19 protein-coding genes are annotated in these 16,206 nt (G+C 35.2%); 4 read left to right on the top strand and 15 right to left on the bottom strand.

Translation table 11 applies throughout. The features are described from left to right. Window positions 1-136: 136 nt before the first annotated feature. From dapD to WAK64_RS02585, 6 genes are all read right to left on the bottom strand, one after another. Window positions 137-847 carry a 2,3,4,5-tetrahydropyridine-2,6-dicarboxylate N-acetyltransferase gene (gene dapD, locus WAK64_RS02610; RefSeq protein ID WP_336585379.1) on the bottom strand — a complete coding sequence of 237 codons (711 nt, stop codon included), beginning with the start codon at window positions 845-847 and terminating at the stop codon, window positions 137-139. A 134-nt stretch (window positions 848-981) separates the two neighbouring features. Next, window positions 982-1,869 (bottom strand): LysR family transcriptional regulator, encoded by an 888-nt coding sequence (locus WAK64_RS02605; protein WP_336585378.1) that lies wholly within the window; start codon window positions 1,867-1,869, stop codon window positions 982-984. Window positions 1,870-1,884: 15 nt separating this feature from the next. Next, window positions 1,885-3,396, bottom strand: coding sequence for an MDR family MFS transporter (locus WAK64_RS02600; protein WP_336585377.1), 1,512 nt, complete (start codon window positions 3,394-3,396; stop codon window positions 1,885-1,887). A 115-nt stretch (window positions 3,397-3,511) separates the two neighbouring features. Further along, window positions 3,512-3,958, bottom strand: a complete 447-nt coding sequence (gene cbpB, locus WAK64_RS02595; protein ID WP_336585375.1) for a cyclic-di-AMP-binding protein CbpB — start codon at window positions 3,956-3,958, stop codon at window positions 3,512-3,514. Between the two features lie 85 nt (window positions 3,959-4,043). Further along, window positions 4,044-4,190: a hypothetical protein gene (locus WAK64_RS02590; protein ID WP_336585704.1), complete on the bottom strand. Its 147-nt coding sequence runs from the start codon at window positions 4,188-4,190 to the stop codon at window positions 4,044-4,046. Between the two features lie 99 nt (window positions 4,191-4,289). Further along, window positions 4,290-4,538 (bottom strand): YkuJ family protein, encoded by a 249-nt coding sequence (locus WAK64_RS02585; RefSeq protein WP_336585374.1) that lies wholly within the window; start codon window positions 4,536-4,538, stop codon window positions 4,290-4,292. A gap of 261 nt (window positions 4,539-4,799) precedes the next feature. On the opposite strand from WAK64_RS02585, the gene WAK64_RS02580 reads away from it, so the two are divergent. After that, entirely contained in the window at window positions 4,800-5,033 is a 234-nt protein-coding gene (locus tag WAK64_RS02580; protein ID WP_336585373.1) for a glutaredoxin family protein, read from the top strand. A gap of 68 nt (window positions 5,034-5,101) precedes the next feature. On the opposite strand, the gene WAK64_RS02575 is transcribed toward WAK64_RS02580, so the two are convergent. The 3 genes from WAK64_RS02575 to WAK64_RS02565 form a co-directional block, all read right to left on the bottom strand. Then, window positions 5,102-5,332: a hypothetical protein gene (locus WAK64_RS02575; protein WP_336585371.1), complete on the bottom strand. Its 231-nt coding sequence runs from the start codon at window positions 5,330-5,332 to the stop codon at window positions 5,102-5,104. Between the two features lie 175 nt (window positions 5,333-5,507). Then, a complete protein-coding gene (gene fadH / locus WAK64_RS02570; protein WP_336585369.1) occupies window positions 5,508-6,272 on the bottom strand; it encodes a 2,4-dienoyl-CoA reductase in 765 nt (254 codons plus the stop codon). A 125-nt stretch (window positions 6,273-6,397) separates the two neighbouring features. Continuing rightward, the gene (locus WAK64_RS02565; RefSeq protein ID WP_336585368.1) at window positions 6,398-6,610 is read right to left on the bottom strand and encodes a hypothetical protein; all 213 of its coding nucleotides are present in this window, start codon (window positions 6,608-6,610) and stop codon (window positions 6,398-6,400) included. A 475-nt stretch (window positions 6,611-7,085) separates the two neighbouring features. On the opposite strand from WAK64_RS02565, the gene WAK64_RS02560 reads away from it, so the two are divergent. Continuing rightward, complete coding sequence (locus tag WAK64_RS02560; RefSeq protein WP_336585367.1) at window positions 7,086-7,352, top strand: hypothetical protein; 267 nt, start codon at window positions 7,086-7,088, stop codon at window positions 7,350-7,352. A 142-nt stretch (window positions 7,353-7,494) separates the two neighbouring features. On the opposite strand, the gene WAK64_RS02555 is transcribed toward WAK64_RS02560, so the two are convergent. Together WAK64_RS02555 and WAK64_RS02550 are read right to left on the bottom strand one after the other, a co-directional pair. Further along, complete coding sequence (locus tag WAK64_RS02555; RefSeq protein ID WP_336585366.1) at window positions 7,495-9,612, bottom strand: RNA degradosome polyphosphate kinase; 2,118 nt, start codon at window positions 9,610-9,612, stop codon at window positions 7,495-7,497. Between the two features lie 39 nt (window positions 9,613-9,651). After that, complete coding sequence (locus tag WAK64_RS02550) at window positions 9,652-11,169, bottom strand: Ppx/GppA family phosphatase (protein ID WP_336585365.1); 1,518 nt, start codon at window positions 11,167-11,169, stop codon at window positions 9,652-9,654. A gap of 198 nt (window positions 11,170-11,367) precedes the next feature. On the opposite strand from WAK64_RS02550, the gene WAK64_RS02545 reads away from it, so the two are divergent. Next, window positions 11,368-11,787, top strand: a complete 420-nt coding sequence (locus WAK64_RS02545; RefSeq protein ID WP_336585688.1) for a YkyB family protein — start codon at window positions 11,368-11,370, stop codon at window positions 11,785-11,787. A gap of 101 nt (window positions 11,788-11,888) precedes the next feature. On the opposite strand, the gene WAK64_RS02540 is transcribed toward WAK64_RS02545, so the two are convergent. Beyond that, window positions 11,889-12,791, bottom strand: coding sequence for a chemotaxis protein (locus tag WAK64_RS02540; RefSeq protein WP_336585364.1), 903 nt, complete (start codon window positions 12,789-12,791; stop codon window positions 11,889-11,891). A 259-nt stretch (window positions 12,792-13,050) separates the two neighbouring features. After that, entirely contained in the window at window positions 13,051-13,494 is a 444-nt protein-coding gene (locus tag WAK64_RS02535; RefSeq protein ID WP_336585363.1) for a TlpA family protein disulfide reductase, read from the bottom strand. 243 nt (window positions 13,495-13,737) lie between these two features. Between WAK64_RS02535 and WAK64_RS02530 the strand changes: the two genes are divergently transcribed. Next, entirely contained in the window at window positions 13,738-14,904 is a 1,167-nt protein-coding gene (locus tag WAK64_RS02530) for an aminotransferase A (protein ID WP_336585362.1), read from the top strand. A 35-nt stretch (window positions 14,905-14,939) separates the two neighbouring features. Here WAK64_RS02530 and WAK64_RS02525 read toward each other — a convergent pair whose 3' ends face one another. After that, window positions 14,940-15,116, bottom strand: a complete 177-nt coding sequence (locus WAK64_RS02525; protein WP_336585360.1) for a hypothetical protein — start codon at window positions 15,114-15,116, stop codon at window positions 14,940-14,942. Window positions 15,117-15,174: 58 nt separating this feature from the next. Continuing rightward, complete coding sequence (locus WAK64_RS02520; RefSeq protein ID WP_336585359.1) at window positions 15,175-16,041, bottom strand: NAD(P)-dependent oxidoreductase; 867 nt, start codon at window positions 16,039-16,041, stop codon at window positions 15,175-15,177. Between the last annotated feature and the right edge of the window lie 165 nt (window positions 16,042-16,206).

Below are 16,206 nucleotides of genomic sequence, written 5' to 3'. Positions count from 1 at the left end.
GAGCTAGACAATAAAAAAAGCGCAGGCGAAAGCTCGCATTCTAACAAAATGAAGACTACGTGCTTGTTCCTGTCCAATTTGACCTAATAACCTTTAAAAAAACACAGCACAAGGATACCCCCTGTGCTGTTTACCATTATAATTGGCGAAGCTCTTGTTTAATCTCTGTTTTTGACTTCGTTTTTTCATCAATTTGTTTGATGACTTTAGCAGGTGTTCCAGCCACGACCGTAAATGGTGGTACATCTTCTACTACAATAGCTCCTGCCGCGACAACAGATCCTTTTCCAACAGTAACTCCTTCTAGAATCACTGCATTTGCACCTACTACTACATCATCCTCGACGATAACTGGTTGAGCTGAAGGTGGTTCAATCACTCCTGCAAGTACAGCGCCAGCTCCGATATGACAATTCTCTCCTACTGTTGCTCGTCCACCAAGGACAACATTCATATCAATCATTGTCCCAGATCCAACGACCGCTCCAATGTTAATCATGGCCCCCATCATAATAACGGCATTATCACCAATTTCAACTTGATCACGAATAACCGCCCCTGGCTCTATACGAGCATTAATTGCTTTCATGTCTAATAAAGGAATCGCAGAATTGCGTCTGTCATTTTCTATAACAAAATCGACGATTTCTTTTTTATATTCTTCTAATGTTGCTTGGATACTAGCCCATTCTCCAAACACTACACCATTTTCCGCATTTAAAAAGGTTTGTACACTTTCATCAAATTTAATATTCTCTAGATTCCCTTTTACGTACACTTTAACAGGTGTTGATTTTTTACTATTTTGAATGAAAGATATAATTTCATTTGCGTCCATCATTTTCACTTCTATTACCTCCAGTTTGTATTTTTTAAAATTATAGATGTTTATTTTCAATTTATCAATATACAATCGCACAAAAATTCTTCTCTTCCCTTGAAGGAGTATAATTTTCTGTACGACAAACCTCTATTTTTCATTTATTGAAGGTTGGGATCTGCTTCGATACATTCTTTTACAATTTCAACAAAAGCATTGACTTGCCTTAACTCAAAGGCTGATTCATACCCTAGTAACCACGTATCGCGTTGAATTGGCCGATTCTCTTCATCGGTTAAAGGAATTTTATAAATATTATCATCAGTAGAATTCAACGTAATCGACGGTAGAATCGCGTAACCAATACCATTTAACGTCATTTGCTTGCACGTTTCTATTTGATCAACGATGATCGTACGGTTTGGTGTTGTTTTAAAATGACGATGCCACCATTCTTGAATTTCCTGATAATAGTTCGAATCACTCTTAAATTGCACAAATGGTCGCTCTGTCTTTAACACGTCTTCAACCTTCTCAATTTCCTTATCAACTAAATATAATTGGTCTTTAAACAGATGGGTTTTCGTCCCTTTCCAATCAGGTGTACCTCTAATAATACCAATGTGTACCTCATCTTCATATAGAGCTTTTAAAATTTCAGAGCTCCAACCTGTCATCAGCGATATTTTAGCTTCTGGATGTTTCTCTACGTATTTCTTTAAAACCTGCGGTAGCCAGTTTTGTCCCACAATTGAAGCACAAGCAATTTTTAAAGTCCCATGGATTTTGGAATCTACTGCTTGAATTTCTTCACGAACTTTCTCTTTTCGTTCTAACATTTCATTCGCTAGCTTAACAACTAACTCCCCAGAGGGTGTTAACGTTAAACCTTTTTGCGAACGAATAAAGAGTTTTGTTTCCCATTCTTTTTCAATGTTTTGTAGCCTTTGTGACAAGGCTGGTTGTGATACAAACAGTCGCTCTGCTGCTTTCCTCATATTCATTTCTTGAGCTAATACAGAAAGCAGCTGATATTCTGAAAATGCCATTTTGCTCTCCTCGTACTATATTTCTTCTTTTTTCGGGTAATCCCTTGGCAAGAAGAGAATCCCAACAAAACTTATTACAGCAAACAACAGTACTCCCCCATATACCCAGTGAAGAGACACAGTTAACCCCGGTTGAAGAATATCCCTTGCTGTTTGACTTAAATTACTTCTACTTTCAGCCTCAAGCAAGCGATTAACCGAATCAACTGTAAGCTTTCCTGTTGTATCCTGTTCTTTTATGTAAGCGATAAGTCTTGTGTTTAATATGCCTCCTAATAAAGCAGCTCCCACAGTACTCCCTAAGTTCCTCATAAATACATTCGCTGCCGTCGCAGACCCTCTTTGCTGCCAACTGACATGGCTTTGAATCGAGACAATAAACGCCGTTGTCGTTAGCCCCATTCCGACGCCTACAAAAAAAGAACCAAGCCCTACATATAAAGGACCATAAGCAGGGTTCATTGTTACAAATATAGTTCCGCCACAAATGAGTGCTACACCGCCCATGAATGAGGTTTTAAAGTAACCAATTTTCAACAATAACTTTCCCGCAACCGTTGCAGCAATCGGCCAACCAACTGACATAGCCGTAAGTGTAAATCCAGCAACAGTAGGACTTTCCCCCATCACTCCTTGAACAAAAGCAGGTAGATAGCTAGAGATACCAATTAATATAATGCCTGAGGTAAGAGAAACGATATTGGCAATAAAAATGGAGCGTTCCCTCCAAATGGAGAAAGGCATCATAGGCTCTTTGACATTTTTTTCGTTCCAAAAAAATAAGCTAAAACAGAGGATGGAAAAGATAAATAACCCTAATGCTTCCCAAGAGAGCCAAGGAATATTTATACCACCTTCAACTAGCATGTATAGTAAGCTTGTAATAGACATGGTTAGTAAAAAGGCACCAATAAAATCAATTTTAGGTTGTTTTTTCTCAATATCCTCATGTAAAAATAACCAAATTCCAGCGATAGCCAATATACCTAAAGGAATATTAATCCAAAAAACATAACGCCAGCTAACGAACTCAATAAGTAAGCCGCCAATCGCTGGACCTGAGATAGCTGATATTCCCCACACACTAGATAAGTATCCTTGAATTTTCGCTCGTTCTTCTTTTGAATAAATATCGCCAACAATTGTAGAAGCTATTGGTAAGACAGCACCTGCTCCGAAACCTTGAATAAACCGAAACAAAATCAGCTGCTCCATCGTTTGCGCTAAGCCACAAAGAATAGAACCGATGATAAATAATACAATCCCCCATGTAATGACTGGCTTACGTCCAAATAAATCAGATAGCTTTCCGTAAATCAAAACCGTAACAGTGTTCATTAATAGATAAGAGGAAAAGACCCAACTATATAATGAGAAGCCACCTAAATCCCCTACAATCGCAGGCATAGCAGTCGAAACAATCGTTGCTTCAATTGCCCCCATAAACATCGCCAACATCACAGAGGCTAATACAAAGGATTTTTTTGTTTTATTTTGAACATTTGTTATCACGTATTCATCTCTCATTATATCCTTCTTCCTAAACAAACCGACCATCACCCATTGTGCCCTCAATAATTGAATAAAAAAGTTAAGCCCCCTTAAGGGAGCTATGTAAAAAAATACAAAGAAACAATTATCTTCACTGCTTCTTGTTTGTATGAAGTTGTTTCGTCAACTCTTTCAAAATACTTCTCCGTGTTAATATCCCTTCAAAATAATTAACATCATCTACTACACAAAGAAATGGGTGATCAATTAACAAAGTAAGAGCTTGTTGAAACTGCGAATTTACTTTTATTGTTGGCACAGTACGATTCATGACATCTTCTACTTTTTTTTGATCAAGCTTTTCAAATTCGATTCGTTCTAAACCTAAAATACTATCTGTTATAAGTGGAGAACTGATTAAACCATGAAAATGAAAGCGTGGATCAAGAACTGGAATCGCTGAATACCCGCTTTTCGTTAACAACAGTAATGCATGCTCTAGAGAATTTCCCATTTGGACATGAGCCACTTTCTCAGAAGGAATAATAAATGGTTGAATGCTTGTTTCTAATAGTTCTTTACTTTGAAATGAAATCATTATCCGAACTCCCTATCCCACATATTTCATATGTACCAATATTGTATCATACGTTACCTATTTTTGTGATACACAACCATTTTATTTATCCTTTATGAGTTTGAATATTTCGTTTTTGAAAACCACAATGTGGGCATTGATATATTATATTTTGATTGGATTGGGCCGTTACCACATCATTCATATATTGTTCCTGTCGACATTGTGGACATTTTACCTTTGGCATCATCATGATCCTCACCTCGTACTTATATTGGCACAATAAACGTTAACTATTCTTGGATTCTAAAGCGTATCACATCTTAAAAGATAAAAAAGAGCCCTATGGCTCTTAATCATTTTCCTCTTGTAATAATTCAAAAATCTCAATGGCAGTAATGTCAATATCATCAAAAGGATATTTATTTGTCTTTTTATCCGATCCGTAAACTTCTAACTCGAAAGTGTCAGTTGACGGGAAATATTTAACTTGGCACAATTTCTTTCCGTTCACTTCAAAGAAGCGTTGAGGTACTTCACCGTTATCTTGTGTTTCTTGCATTGTTTTCAACCTTTGAATAATCCCCATTAATTGAGACATGAGCCAATCTCCTTTCATTACGTCCAGTCATTTTTTAGCATTAGCCTATTCATTTTTTTTATCCTTTCTACAAGGAAAAGCATTAGTCACTATACCATATCTTTAATATGAGATACAGCCTTTTCCCCATAAAAGAATGTTCTGACATTTTAATAATAGTCCACTTTACTTCTCATTTCAGTATTGTACCTTTATAATAATAGCACAGCTAAAGCTATTCTACTAAATACTAACAGAAAAATATGAAAGAAGGTTCCTGAATTGAATAAAGTTGTCATCTATACTCAACCAGATTGTCCACCATGCGAAATCGTTAAATTATTTTTAAAGGACCAAGGAATTTCATATGTTGAAAAAAACATTAAAGAGGATAAAAAAGCAAAGAGAGAATTAATACATGAACTTCAATCTTTCTCGACCCCAACAACCATTGTAAATGATACGGTTATTAAAGGATTTCAATTGGAAGAAATCCAATCTGCATTACAAAATTAAACAATCCTATATTCAAGGAACACTAAAATCCCTCCAACCCAAAAAAGGGTTCCTTGATAGGTAACCCTTTATTTTGCAATCAAATAGACAATGTACATCAAGATTAATACTGTTGCAATGAGCATAGATAGAAAAATCGGATTACGCAAATAGGGATGACTTTTGACGCTATCCGGAATAGGACCATCATACTCCCCTTTTAACTCTTTTTGCTGTTTTGTGACATAAAATGTATAGCCTAATGATACTAATAAAAGGATAACCACAATAAAGGAAAGAACGGTTATATAAACACTCATCGAATCACCTTTCTTTTTCTCTTTCCTTTACGTTTCCTCACGAGTCTTTAGCTTATACATTCTTTAATCAATTGCCAAAAAAATTGAGAACGTGATTACCCATATCTTTTTTAATGAAAACTCTATCTAAATCTTCCACTTTTAATGAACCATCAGACTACGCATTTTTAATGATTTAGAAAGGGACCTGATTCAACCATTGACCGCCATCCATAGTAATACAATCTCCGTTGATATAGCTTGCCTTTTCAGATAATAAGAAATGCGCTAGGTCAGCAATTTCTTCTGGTTGCCCTAATCGTTTTAATGGAATGGAATTTATGGTTCTCTTAGCCGCTTCCTCTGAAGTCCAAAGCTTTTCTGCACCACCTGTTTTATCAATTGGTCCTGGAGCAATTGCATTTACGCGAATTCCATATTTATTCCCCCACTCAACCGCAAGGGTTCTCGTTAAGGATAATACTCCGGCTTTCGCTGCAGCAGAATGAGATACTCCAGCCCCTGCATTCCAAGCATATGTTGCCACCATATTAATAATGCTTCCTTTAATACCTTGTTCAATCCAATAATTTCCTACCTTGCTTGAACAATAAAAAGTCCCGTTTAGTACAATATTAATAACTGAATTCCAACCGTTAAAAGATAATTTCTCAGCCGGACTAATAAAATTACCCGCAGCATTATTGATTAAAGAATCGATTCGACCAAACGTTTCATGAGCGAACTGAACCATTCCGTCAACATGCTCCTCAACACGAACATCCATTTGAAAAATTTCAACTCTGCCATTTTCCCCTTGTATTTCTTGTTGTGCTTCTACTAGTCGTTCTTTGTTTCTTCCTGTAATTAATACATTCCAACCTTCATCTGCCATCTTCTTTGCCATATACTTTCCCATTCCATTTGAACCACCTGTAACTATAACAACCTTCTCTCCCATAATGATCCCCCTTTACAATAAATGAATGAGTATTCAGTCATTATTCTACCATACTTCATCTACTATCCCTACTTTTTTTTAATTTTTTAGAATATTTTATTATTTAAAAATTATAATTTAAGTCTTCATCCTTCCTTTACAATCGAGTGATGAAGCATCGTCATTGTACGAATAATTGTTTGTTTTCGATTGCACCCTTTGGAAGAAGCAACATTTTGTTTATACTGAGCAATTACATGTCCCCACTTACAGAAAGGTTCAAATCCGTATATGTACACTTTAATATCTCCATAATCAGTTGGAAGGATAATCATTTCATAGCGGTAGTCCCCTTGCATATTCTTCACCCCTAGACATTATAATGATTTTATTCATCCTTACATTTCAAAATATTCTTACATTTCATAAAAAATGTACCTAATAATTACTCATACTATAATGAATTATTAGCGCCAATTCTAGCCTAATTTCGTTATAAATTTGTAAATTTTCACTATTATAAAAACGCACAACAAAATTTTGTTGTGCATTTAGGGATATCTTAAAGAAACGTTCAAATACTACTCCTATTGAATTATGCCTTTTGGCATAAGAAAGAGCATACCTTTCATAAACACATAAAGATTCTTTCTGTAGTACTATAGCATTAGAAACGACCTATCTCGTAATTAAAAATTTCAACCATGAAATCATGTACATTTTACAAACTATATGTAAGATAATTAAGGGTCATTAGCCCATCATCATGTTGTACAGGCGCAAGCCCGTTTTGCTCCCATACACTGTTTATAAAGAAAGGAGGCCGTCTATTACATGCATCGTTATCACCCTAATCATTATCGAACGATAAATCGCTATAACCAGCGCTTTTTTCCATTCGCTCTTCCAGTCGCCTTTGGTGCATTAGGATTCGTCGGAGGCTTAGCCGCTGCGCCACTTTTATTTAATAGACCACCTTATTATCCACCATACCCATACTATCCACCTCCTTATCCACCATACAACCAAGGTCCACCTAATCAAAGTCCATATAATCAATTACCGTATAATCAGTCTCCATATGCTCCAACACCTTCATAAAAAGATAAAAAAAGGGCGATCCAGTCAATTATTCGACTATTGGACGCCCCTTTTCTTATTTAAATACGAACTTACATACCAACAAAATTTAACTATCGGAACAACCAACCGTTGTACTTTGTAGAGAAATACTATAGTAAAATCACTCTTCATCCTCTAATAATCGATAAGCTTCCTTAGTCATTTCTAGCTGACTATTGATGTGCTCTTCTTGCTCTTTATTTGAAACATAGTGATAAATACCATTCGAATCCTGTTCTCTTGCTTTAACATTATCTTGTAATTGTAGCTGTAACATGTGATACAACCGCTGTTTTAGTATTCCTTCAAAAATCGGGAATAGTATTTCTACCCGCTTCACCATATTTCTTGTCATCATATCGGCTGAAGACAGATACATCTTCCCTTCCCCATTATGATGAAAATAATAAACACGACTATGCTCTAAAAAACGACCTACAATGCTAATAACCCGAATGTTTTCGCTTATTGTTGGAATACCTGGTTTCAGAGAGCAGATGCCTCGAATAATTAAATCTATATTTACACCAATTGCTGAAGCTTCATATAACTTCATGATAAGGACTTTATCTGTTAGAGAATTCATCTTACAAATAATTCGACCATTACCGTGTTTTTTATGATATTGAATTTCCGCTTCAATTAACCGAATAAATTCGTCTCGAATATCAAAGGGTGCAATAACGAGATGATGAAAATCTGGCTTCTCACTAAAGCCACTCAAGAAATTAAAAAAGTTTGTCGCATCTATTCCTATCTTCCTCTTTGACGTAATGAGCCCTAAATCTGTATACAACTTTGCAGTCTGATCATTGTAATTTCCAGTGCCTAGATGGACAAACCGTTCAATATGTCCATTTTTCCTTCTAACTACCAGTGTAATTTTACTATGTGTTTTTAAATAAGTCATTCCATAAATGACATGGCAACCTGCTTTTTCAAGTTCTTTAGCCCATTGAACATTATTTTCTTCATCAAACCTAGCTTTCAACTCTACAAGAACCGTTACTTGTTTCCCATTTTCAGCCGCTCTTTTTAATGCTTCAATAACAGGCGAATCACCACTTACACGATAAAGGGTTTGTTTGATTGCTAAGACATCAGGGTCATTTGCAGCAACTGAAACGAAATCCACTACAGGTTCGAAGGACTCATATGGATGGTGAAAAAGTAAGTCTTTGTGGAGACTTTTTTCAAATAAATCCTCTCTTGATGACAAATCTTTTGGGGACTGTGGAATAAATGCTTGATAACTAAGATGTTCACGTTTTGGAAGTAATTCTTTAATGAAACCAAATAAATGAGTCAAATCAAGGGGGCCGTTTATTTTGTATACATCATCCTTATGAATCTCCAATTGGTCTAGTAAATACAATAGAACTTTTGAATCAATTTCTTCATTTACTTCTAAACGAACAGCAGAGCCCCATTTTCTTTTTTTTAGCTCTTTTTCAATCTCTAATAATAAATCCCTTGCTCCCTCTTCATGAATCGTCATGTCTGCATTTCGTGTAATACGAAAAGGACACTTTGAAAGGACTTCAAATCCGTTAAACAATAAGGAAATATGCTGTTGAATGACGTCTTCTAATAAAATGTAAGATTCCTTTCCATCCTCATGTGGTAGAGGAACAAATCGATTCAATACGGATGGTACTTGAACAATCGCCACTTTTTGATGGCTTCCAACCTGAGCACAATTGTCTTTTAGCATCACAACAATATTTAAACTTTTGTTAAGAAGCATCGGGAAGGGGCGATAGGCATCTACTGCCATAGGAGTTAATACAGGATATATTTGTTCTTCAAAGTATTTTCTCAAATAATCTTTTTGCGATAATGTCAAATCTTTTGTCTCAAGTATCATGACGCCTTCTTCTTTTAAAGATGGTATGACCAGTTGGTTTAACGTCTTATACTGTAGTTCAACAAGCTCGTGATTTTTTTTACTAATTTCTTTAAGCTGTTGCATGGGAGTAAGTCCCGCTTTATTCTCTGGCTTATTAAAACCCGCTTTAACTTGGTCCTTTAGTCCGGCTACCCTTACCATAAAAAACTCATCTAAATTACTACTAAAAATAGCTAAAAATTTCATTTTTTCAAAGAGTGGATTTTCAGCATCTTGCGCCTCACCTAACACTCTTTCATTAAAAGCTAGCCAGCTCAACTCTCGATTATTATAATATTGAGGTAATGAAAAGTCGTGTTTCTTTAGCGTCGATAAATCATTTTCTTTCATGTAAACACCTTCTTTACTAAATTCACTTTAGATTACTCACTACATTGCGATAACATCTAATTGAATAGTACTTTTCAAGAACTTTTCTAAATGGTGTTTTTGCTTCTCAAACTGGTATGTTTCCGCAAGAATATCTCCTTTCGTATAAATCGTCAACAGCATCTCATTTTCTGATCGACGCTTAATGAATAAGTCCTTCACAACACTTCTTTTTGTTGCATTCAAACTATAAGCAGACTTTAAGATAGGACCGTAACCCTTCATTCTTTTTAATTCTTCTTTTTCAAACCATGCATCAAATAGCTTTAAATATTGCTTTTGTGTCGCCTTATTTTTATAAGAAGCTAATAAGGCTAATTGCACTCTTTCTTTATGGGTAAAACCATTAATATTCTTATTGGCAAGAAGATAAAACGTATGTTGAGAACTGGATTCATCATCAATATAGGCCCCCAAATAATAAAGAAATGCCGCTCTCTGAAGCATAATACTATCTTCTTCGTCCCACTCCCAATATCCTTCTCTTGCTAATTCTTCCCATAATTTTCTTGTTAAAAATATCATTTGTTCCCCATGTGTGTAATTTAAACTGTATTCAAGTGCAAGTTCGTTTATGCTCTCCTGTTTGATTTCTTCATTGGTGATCGCACCTACATCTGCCCCAATTAATAAACCATCTCGCAACCCTTTTCGACTAAACAAAAAGCCTGTGGCGTTTGTATAATGATACAATTGATTAAAAACCTCTACCGCAGGAATGATAATATCTGCTCGGTCCTTCGATAACCCTTCAATTTTCTCGATCTCATGATATTGTAACGGATAAAGTTCTTCTCTAATGTTCTTTAGATCATTTATACCCATTTCGTATTGGTGAACACCAGCTATGGGGTATTTTTTTTTCTGCTGATCTATCTGAGCTATATTTCTAGCACTTCCGCCGATTGTTATGATTTTCACTTGTTTATTTTTTAGCCATGGAAGTGAATCAAATTGACTAATTAAAAAAAGTTGAAGTTGTTTCCTTTCTATTTCCTTCAGTTGATTTCCTTTAATAAATTGCTCCTTAAGGGAAACCACCCCAAAAGGAAAGCTATGAGAAAAAATTAGTTTTTTATTTTTAAAGTACGTAATCTCAGTACTTCCCCCACCAATATCAATACTAATTCCCTCTTCAATAGAGGTGGAATGAACGGCTGCTATAAAACCGTAATATGCTTCTTGTTTTGCCGATAAAATTTTCACCTCTAACCCTGTTTGTTTCTTTATCTCTGTAACAATTTCGTGTGCATTAGTCGCTTGACGAATCGTAGCCGTTGCTACACAGCGGACATTCTCCACGTTATAGAAACTTAATATCTCCTTAAAACTTACTAAGATAGATAACAGTACATTTTTTCCTTTTTGAGAAAGTTCATTATTATTATTTAAAAAACTTCTTAATCGGGCTACAGTCTTTACGTTTTCCTTCTCCTTCACCATTCCTGTAGATAATGATTCAAAGATTACCAACCTTATAGTATTGGAGCCAATATCGATAATTGCTTTCTTTTCCATATTCATCATCCTAATTAATAATTTCCTTAACACTATATTATAATATATCCAGATTTCAGATGATTTAAAATTTCTCATTGCATAACTTTTGTCCATATTCAAAAGATGATATAATGAAGTATGATGGTTGAGAAAGGAGTCAACATCTTGAAAAATACGCATAATCAAAATAATCCCTCAAAACCCTTTACGACTAAAATGCTCTCTCAAGCAATTTTTACCGTAAATCGACATGCCAAAACGGCTACAAATCCAAAATTTTTATATACATTAAAGAAACAAGCTATTCTTAAAATGATAAAAGAAGGTAAAGCCTCAAAAGTTGGCCTCCATTTTTCACAAAACCCAAAATTCAGTAACCAACAGTCTGATGTTTTAGTTAAGTGCGGAGAATACACTTTCCACATACCTCCATCCAAAGAAGACTTCAAATCTTTGCGCCACCTAGGGAAACTTAACCAAACTACAAGAAACCCCAAATGCCGAATGAATCTTACTGAGGCAAAAAGGATTTTACAAAAATATACTGGTACAATTGAAAAAAAGCTAACTAATCATAACAATCAAAAAGCGTATAAAAAACCTGTATTCAAAAAATTAGGTGATAGCTTCTTTTAAATTCGAAATACATACAAGGATTGAACTCATGTAGATCTAAGCCTATCATGTACTTCATTATGCAAAAAGGAGTTTGCTATTTTGGCAAACTCCTTTTCTGTTTATAAAATTAGTTCATCAATTGTCAAAATCAATTGTTCAATTTCAGGCTTACTAATTTGAGAATCTGCTCCAACTACTTCCCCTTTATGACGGAGGTCATCTGTAATTAAGGAGGAGAAAATAATGATAGGCAAATTAGCTAGGCGATTATTTTCTTTGACTCTTTTCGTTAAATGGTGCCCATCCATTTGTGGCATTTCAATATCTGTAACCATCAGTTGAACCTTTTTTTCTATCGCTTCTTCGAGGGCCAATGACTCTAAATATCGAAGTGCTTCTTGTCCATTTTCAAAAAACTCTAGATTAACATAACCAGCTTCATTTAATGTGTCATATAATAATTTTCGTAACAATGGAGAATCTTCGACTACGATTATTTTCTTTTCTGACCTTTCCCGTAGCCCCATTTTTTTTACTTGATTAACATGGATACCAGATTCAGGGTTGATCTCAACAAGTATACTCTCAAAATCTAGCAATAGTATCATTTGTTTTTCTTGTTTTATAATCCCAATAATTTTGGTTTTACCAACATCATAAGAATCAGATGGTTTTTCAATATCTTTCCAAGAAATTCTATGTATTTGAGTCACATTATGAACGTGAAAAACGATTTTCTGCTTGTTAAACTGTGTGACGATGTATTTACTATGGGCATGCTCAGCCTTTCCATATATTCCGAGCACCTTCTCCATATTAATAACAGGTAATACCTCTCCTCTTAGCTGAATGATTCCTTCTACGTAATGGTGGGCATGCGGTATTTTCGTTACTTCTACCGGTTGGATAATTTCTTTTACTTTAATAACATTTATGCCAAATTTATTATTATTTACTTCAAACTCTACAATTTCTAATTCATTTGTTCCCGACTCTAGTAAAATACCTTTGTCCATTTCCATAGCATTTGACCTACCTTCTTTTTTTACATATGAACAGAATAATAATTTCCGAATCCATTCAATGTTTTGTAAATTTTGTTAGTCTAAGCTTATCATACGATGAATTCCTTGAAAACAAGAAGGAAATGAACAATAACATATATATTCTCTCTTTCAATTGCAGAGATTATCACTACAGCTTTGGACAAACCCTTACTAGATAGAATCGTCTCATCAGACAAAAAAAGGATCTGAATTCTCTTTCAGATCCTTTGCTTCCTTATTCTTCTCCTAATACTCTATCAATACGCTTCCGTAACATTTTCATTCCACTTCCACCTGCTTGAAAATGACGTAATTTCCCCTCTTTATCAAATACGTAATATGCTGGTACATACTGATTTTCAAATCGATTTGTCAGAACATGCTCACTGTCAACGTAAGTAGGCTGAATAATATCATGACTTAATGCCATATGTTCAATCATATTAAGGTCTAAGTCATCTTCTGAACGCGGCATATGAACAGAAACGACATTTAATTCTTCATTATATTCATCACGGAGCTCATTAATTTCTGGCATTGCTTCCTTACATAAATGACAGCTTATCGACCAAAAGTGAATGAGTGTTGGTTTCGTTCCTATTAAATCTTCTTTCTTTACTTCTCCATTTATCCATTTAGTAGCGCCTGTTAATTCTGGCATTGGTTCCCGCAATTTCATTTAAATTCCTCCAAAAATAATTAATATCATATTATAATTATTATTAATAACATCATAAGTATAAAATCTTAATTAAGCTAAGTCAATTAATTCGCTCACCACATTGGTAAATGGTTTATTCTAACCTTTGTGCTAAAAATAAGAAAAGATAAAGATATAGATTATTTTTTACAGCGCTTTACTTCTCCTCTCTACCTTCTTTACGCTACAATATAACTATTGACGAAGGAAAGGATGTCATGAATGGAACACCTACTAAATCAAGCTGTTCAAAAAATTGAAATATCAGGTATAAGAAAATTTTTCAATCTAGTTTCCAATACTGAGGATATGATTTCTTTAACAATTGGACAACCGGATTTCCCCACGCCTGATTACGTAAAAACTGCTGGAATTTCAGCAATTGAAAACAATTATACTAGCTACACACATAACGCTGGGTTTATAGAATTAAGAGAGGCTGCTTCACAGTATATAAAAAAACATTACCACCTCGACTATAAGCTTGATGAAATCATCGTCACAAGCGGAGCTTCTCAAGCATTAGATGTTACGTTAAGAACCATCCTAGCTCCTAATACAGAGGTGATTCTACCTAGTCCCGTCTATCCTGGCTATGAACCACTTATTAAGCTGTGTGGTGCTAAACCTGTGTTTGTTGATACAACAATGAATCAATTTAAATTGACTGCATCATTAATTAAGCAAGCGATAACGGCTAATACAAGATGTATTATTCTTCCTTACCCATCAAACCCAACTGGTGTGAGTTTGTCGAAGCATGAATTACAGGAGATTGCAGACTTAATTAAAGGGAAAGAAATCTTTGTTATTGCAGACGAGATTTATAGTGCTTTAACTTATGAAAACGAGCATGTATCTATTGCTTCATACCTAAAAGATCAAACGATTGTCATTAACGGACTTTCGAAATCACATAGTATGACTGGATGGAGGATTGGCTTTACCTTTGCCCCAAGGAATATAACTAAACATATGTTAAAGGTTCACCAATATAATGTCTCATGTGCTTCCTCTATTTCTCAAAAGGCGGCAATAGCTGCTCTTTCGGGAGGAGAGACCGAAAGTAGAGAGATGCTAAACATATATAAAGAACGGCGAGATTTTGTATTTCAACGACTTCAAGAAATGGAGCTAGAAACGGTCAAACCTGACGGTGCGTTTTACTTTTTCGTCAAAATTCCTTCATTTATAACAGAGAATTCATTTGATTTCGCACTAAACTTAGCAAAAAAGGCAAAGGTAGCCGTCGTACCAGGAAGTGCCTTCTCAGGAGGAGAAGATGGCTATTTTCGCATAAGTTTTGCCTGTAGTTTAGAGAACCTTGAAGAAGGGCTTCATCGTATTGATTCTTATTTAACAAAGGTCAGGCTTGAAGAGATAGGATAAGCATAAAAAAGCGGTGAGTAACACTCACCGCTTTTTCATCCTTCAAATTTACCGTTATTCTTTGATGCTTTTTCTTTTTTCGCCTTATCATGATGAATTTTATTGGTTTGGGCACTACCCATTTCATGAGCAAATTCCTCATTTAATACGCTAGAATCAAATCCTTTTTTATTCTTTTGTTCGGCATCATGCTTTTTTGTTCGTTTGGCCACAGTGACTCTCCTTCCAAATAAATAGAATCAATTCTAGTATTAGAAAAGGGACTGCAACTTATTCATTTCCCCAATATGTATAGAGCGCTTGAGTACCACTATTTTCTTCCCCACGTTTCGAAAGCTCTTCATACATTTTCTCAGCCAACGTTAACCCTGGTAATGTTAAGCCCATTACTTTCGCTTCATGTAAAGCAATCCGTAAATCTTTGATGAAATGCTTAATATAAAAACCAGGCTCATAATCTCCTTTTAACATTCTAGGAGCCAAGTTATCCAGCGACCAACTCCCGGCAGCTCCAGTGGAAATACTTTTTAAGACATCTTCAATTGTTAGCCCTGCTCTTTTCCCATATACCAAAGCTTCACAAACACCAATCATATTTGTAGCAATAGCAATTTGGTTACACATTTTCGTATGCTGACCAGCCCCAGCTTGCCCTTGATAAACAATATTTGTTCCCATGAAGTCAAAAATAGGTTTTAGGTCATCATATGTTTTAGCATCTCCACCAACCATAATAGATAGAGTGCCATTTCGGGCTCCAATATCCCCTCCAGATACAGGTGCATCTACTACAGAAATACCTTTCTTTTCTCCTTCATTGTAGAGTTTCTTTGCCAACGATGGTTCAGATGTGGTCATATCGATAAGGATCTGTCCGCTATGTCCATTTGGTATAAGCCCTTCATCACCTAAATATACTTTCATAACATCTGATGGATAACCTAACATGGTGATGATAATATCAGATACTTCAATAACTTCTTTTAACGAATTTGCCCATTTAGCACCTTCTCGAATAAGGTCATCTGCCTTTTCCTTTGTTCGTGTATATATTGTCACATTAAGACCATTTAGCACGAGATGGCGAGCCATGCTTTTTCCCATAACACCTAGTCCTATAAATCCAATTCGTTTCATTTCTTAGACTCCCTCCTTTTTAACATAAAAAAAGAACCTGAAATTCAGGTTCAAAAGAAGGAAAAAAGGGTATTAAGTGACATTCTCCAATTTCATGCTTGTTAATAGAATACCCTACCCTCTTCTTTTTAAACCTTCTTCAAATGATTATTTCCTCTTTTATTA

The organism is Bacillus spongiae (assembly GCF_037120725.1).
GTDB lineage: Bacteria > Bacillota > Bacilli > Bacillales > Bacillaceae_K > Bacillus_CI > Bacillus_CI spongiae.
Note: the sequence above shows the minus strand (reverse complement) of the source record. Positions and strands in the feature narration are given on the sequence as shown.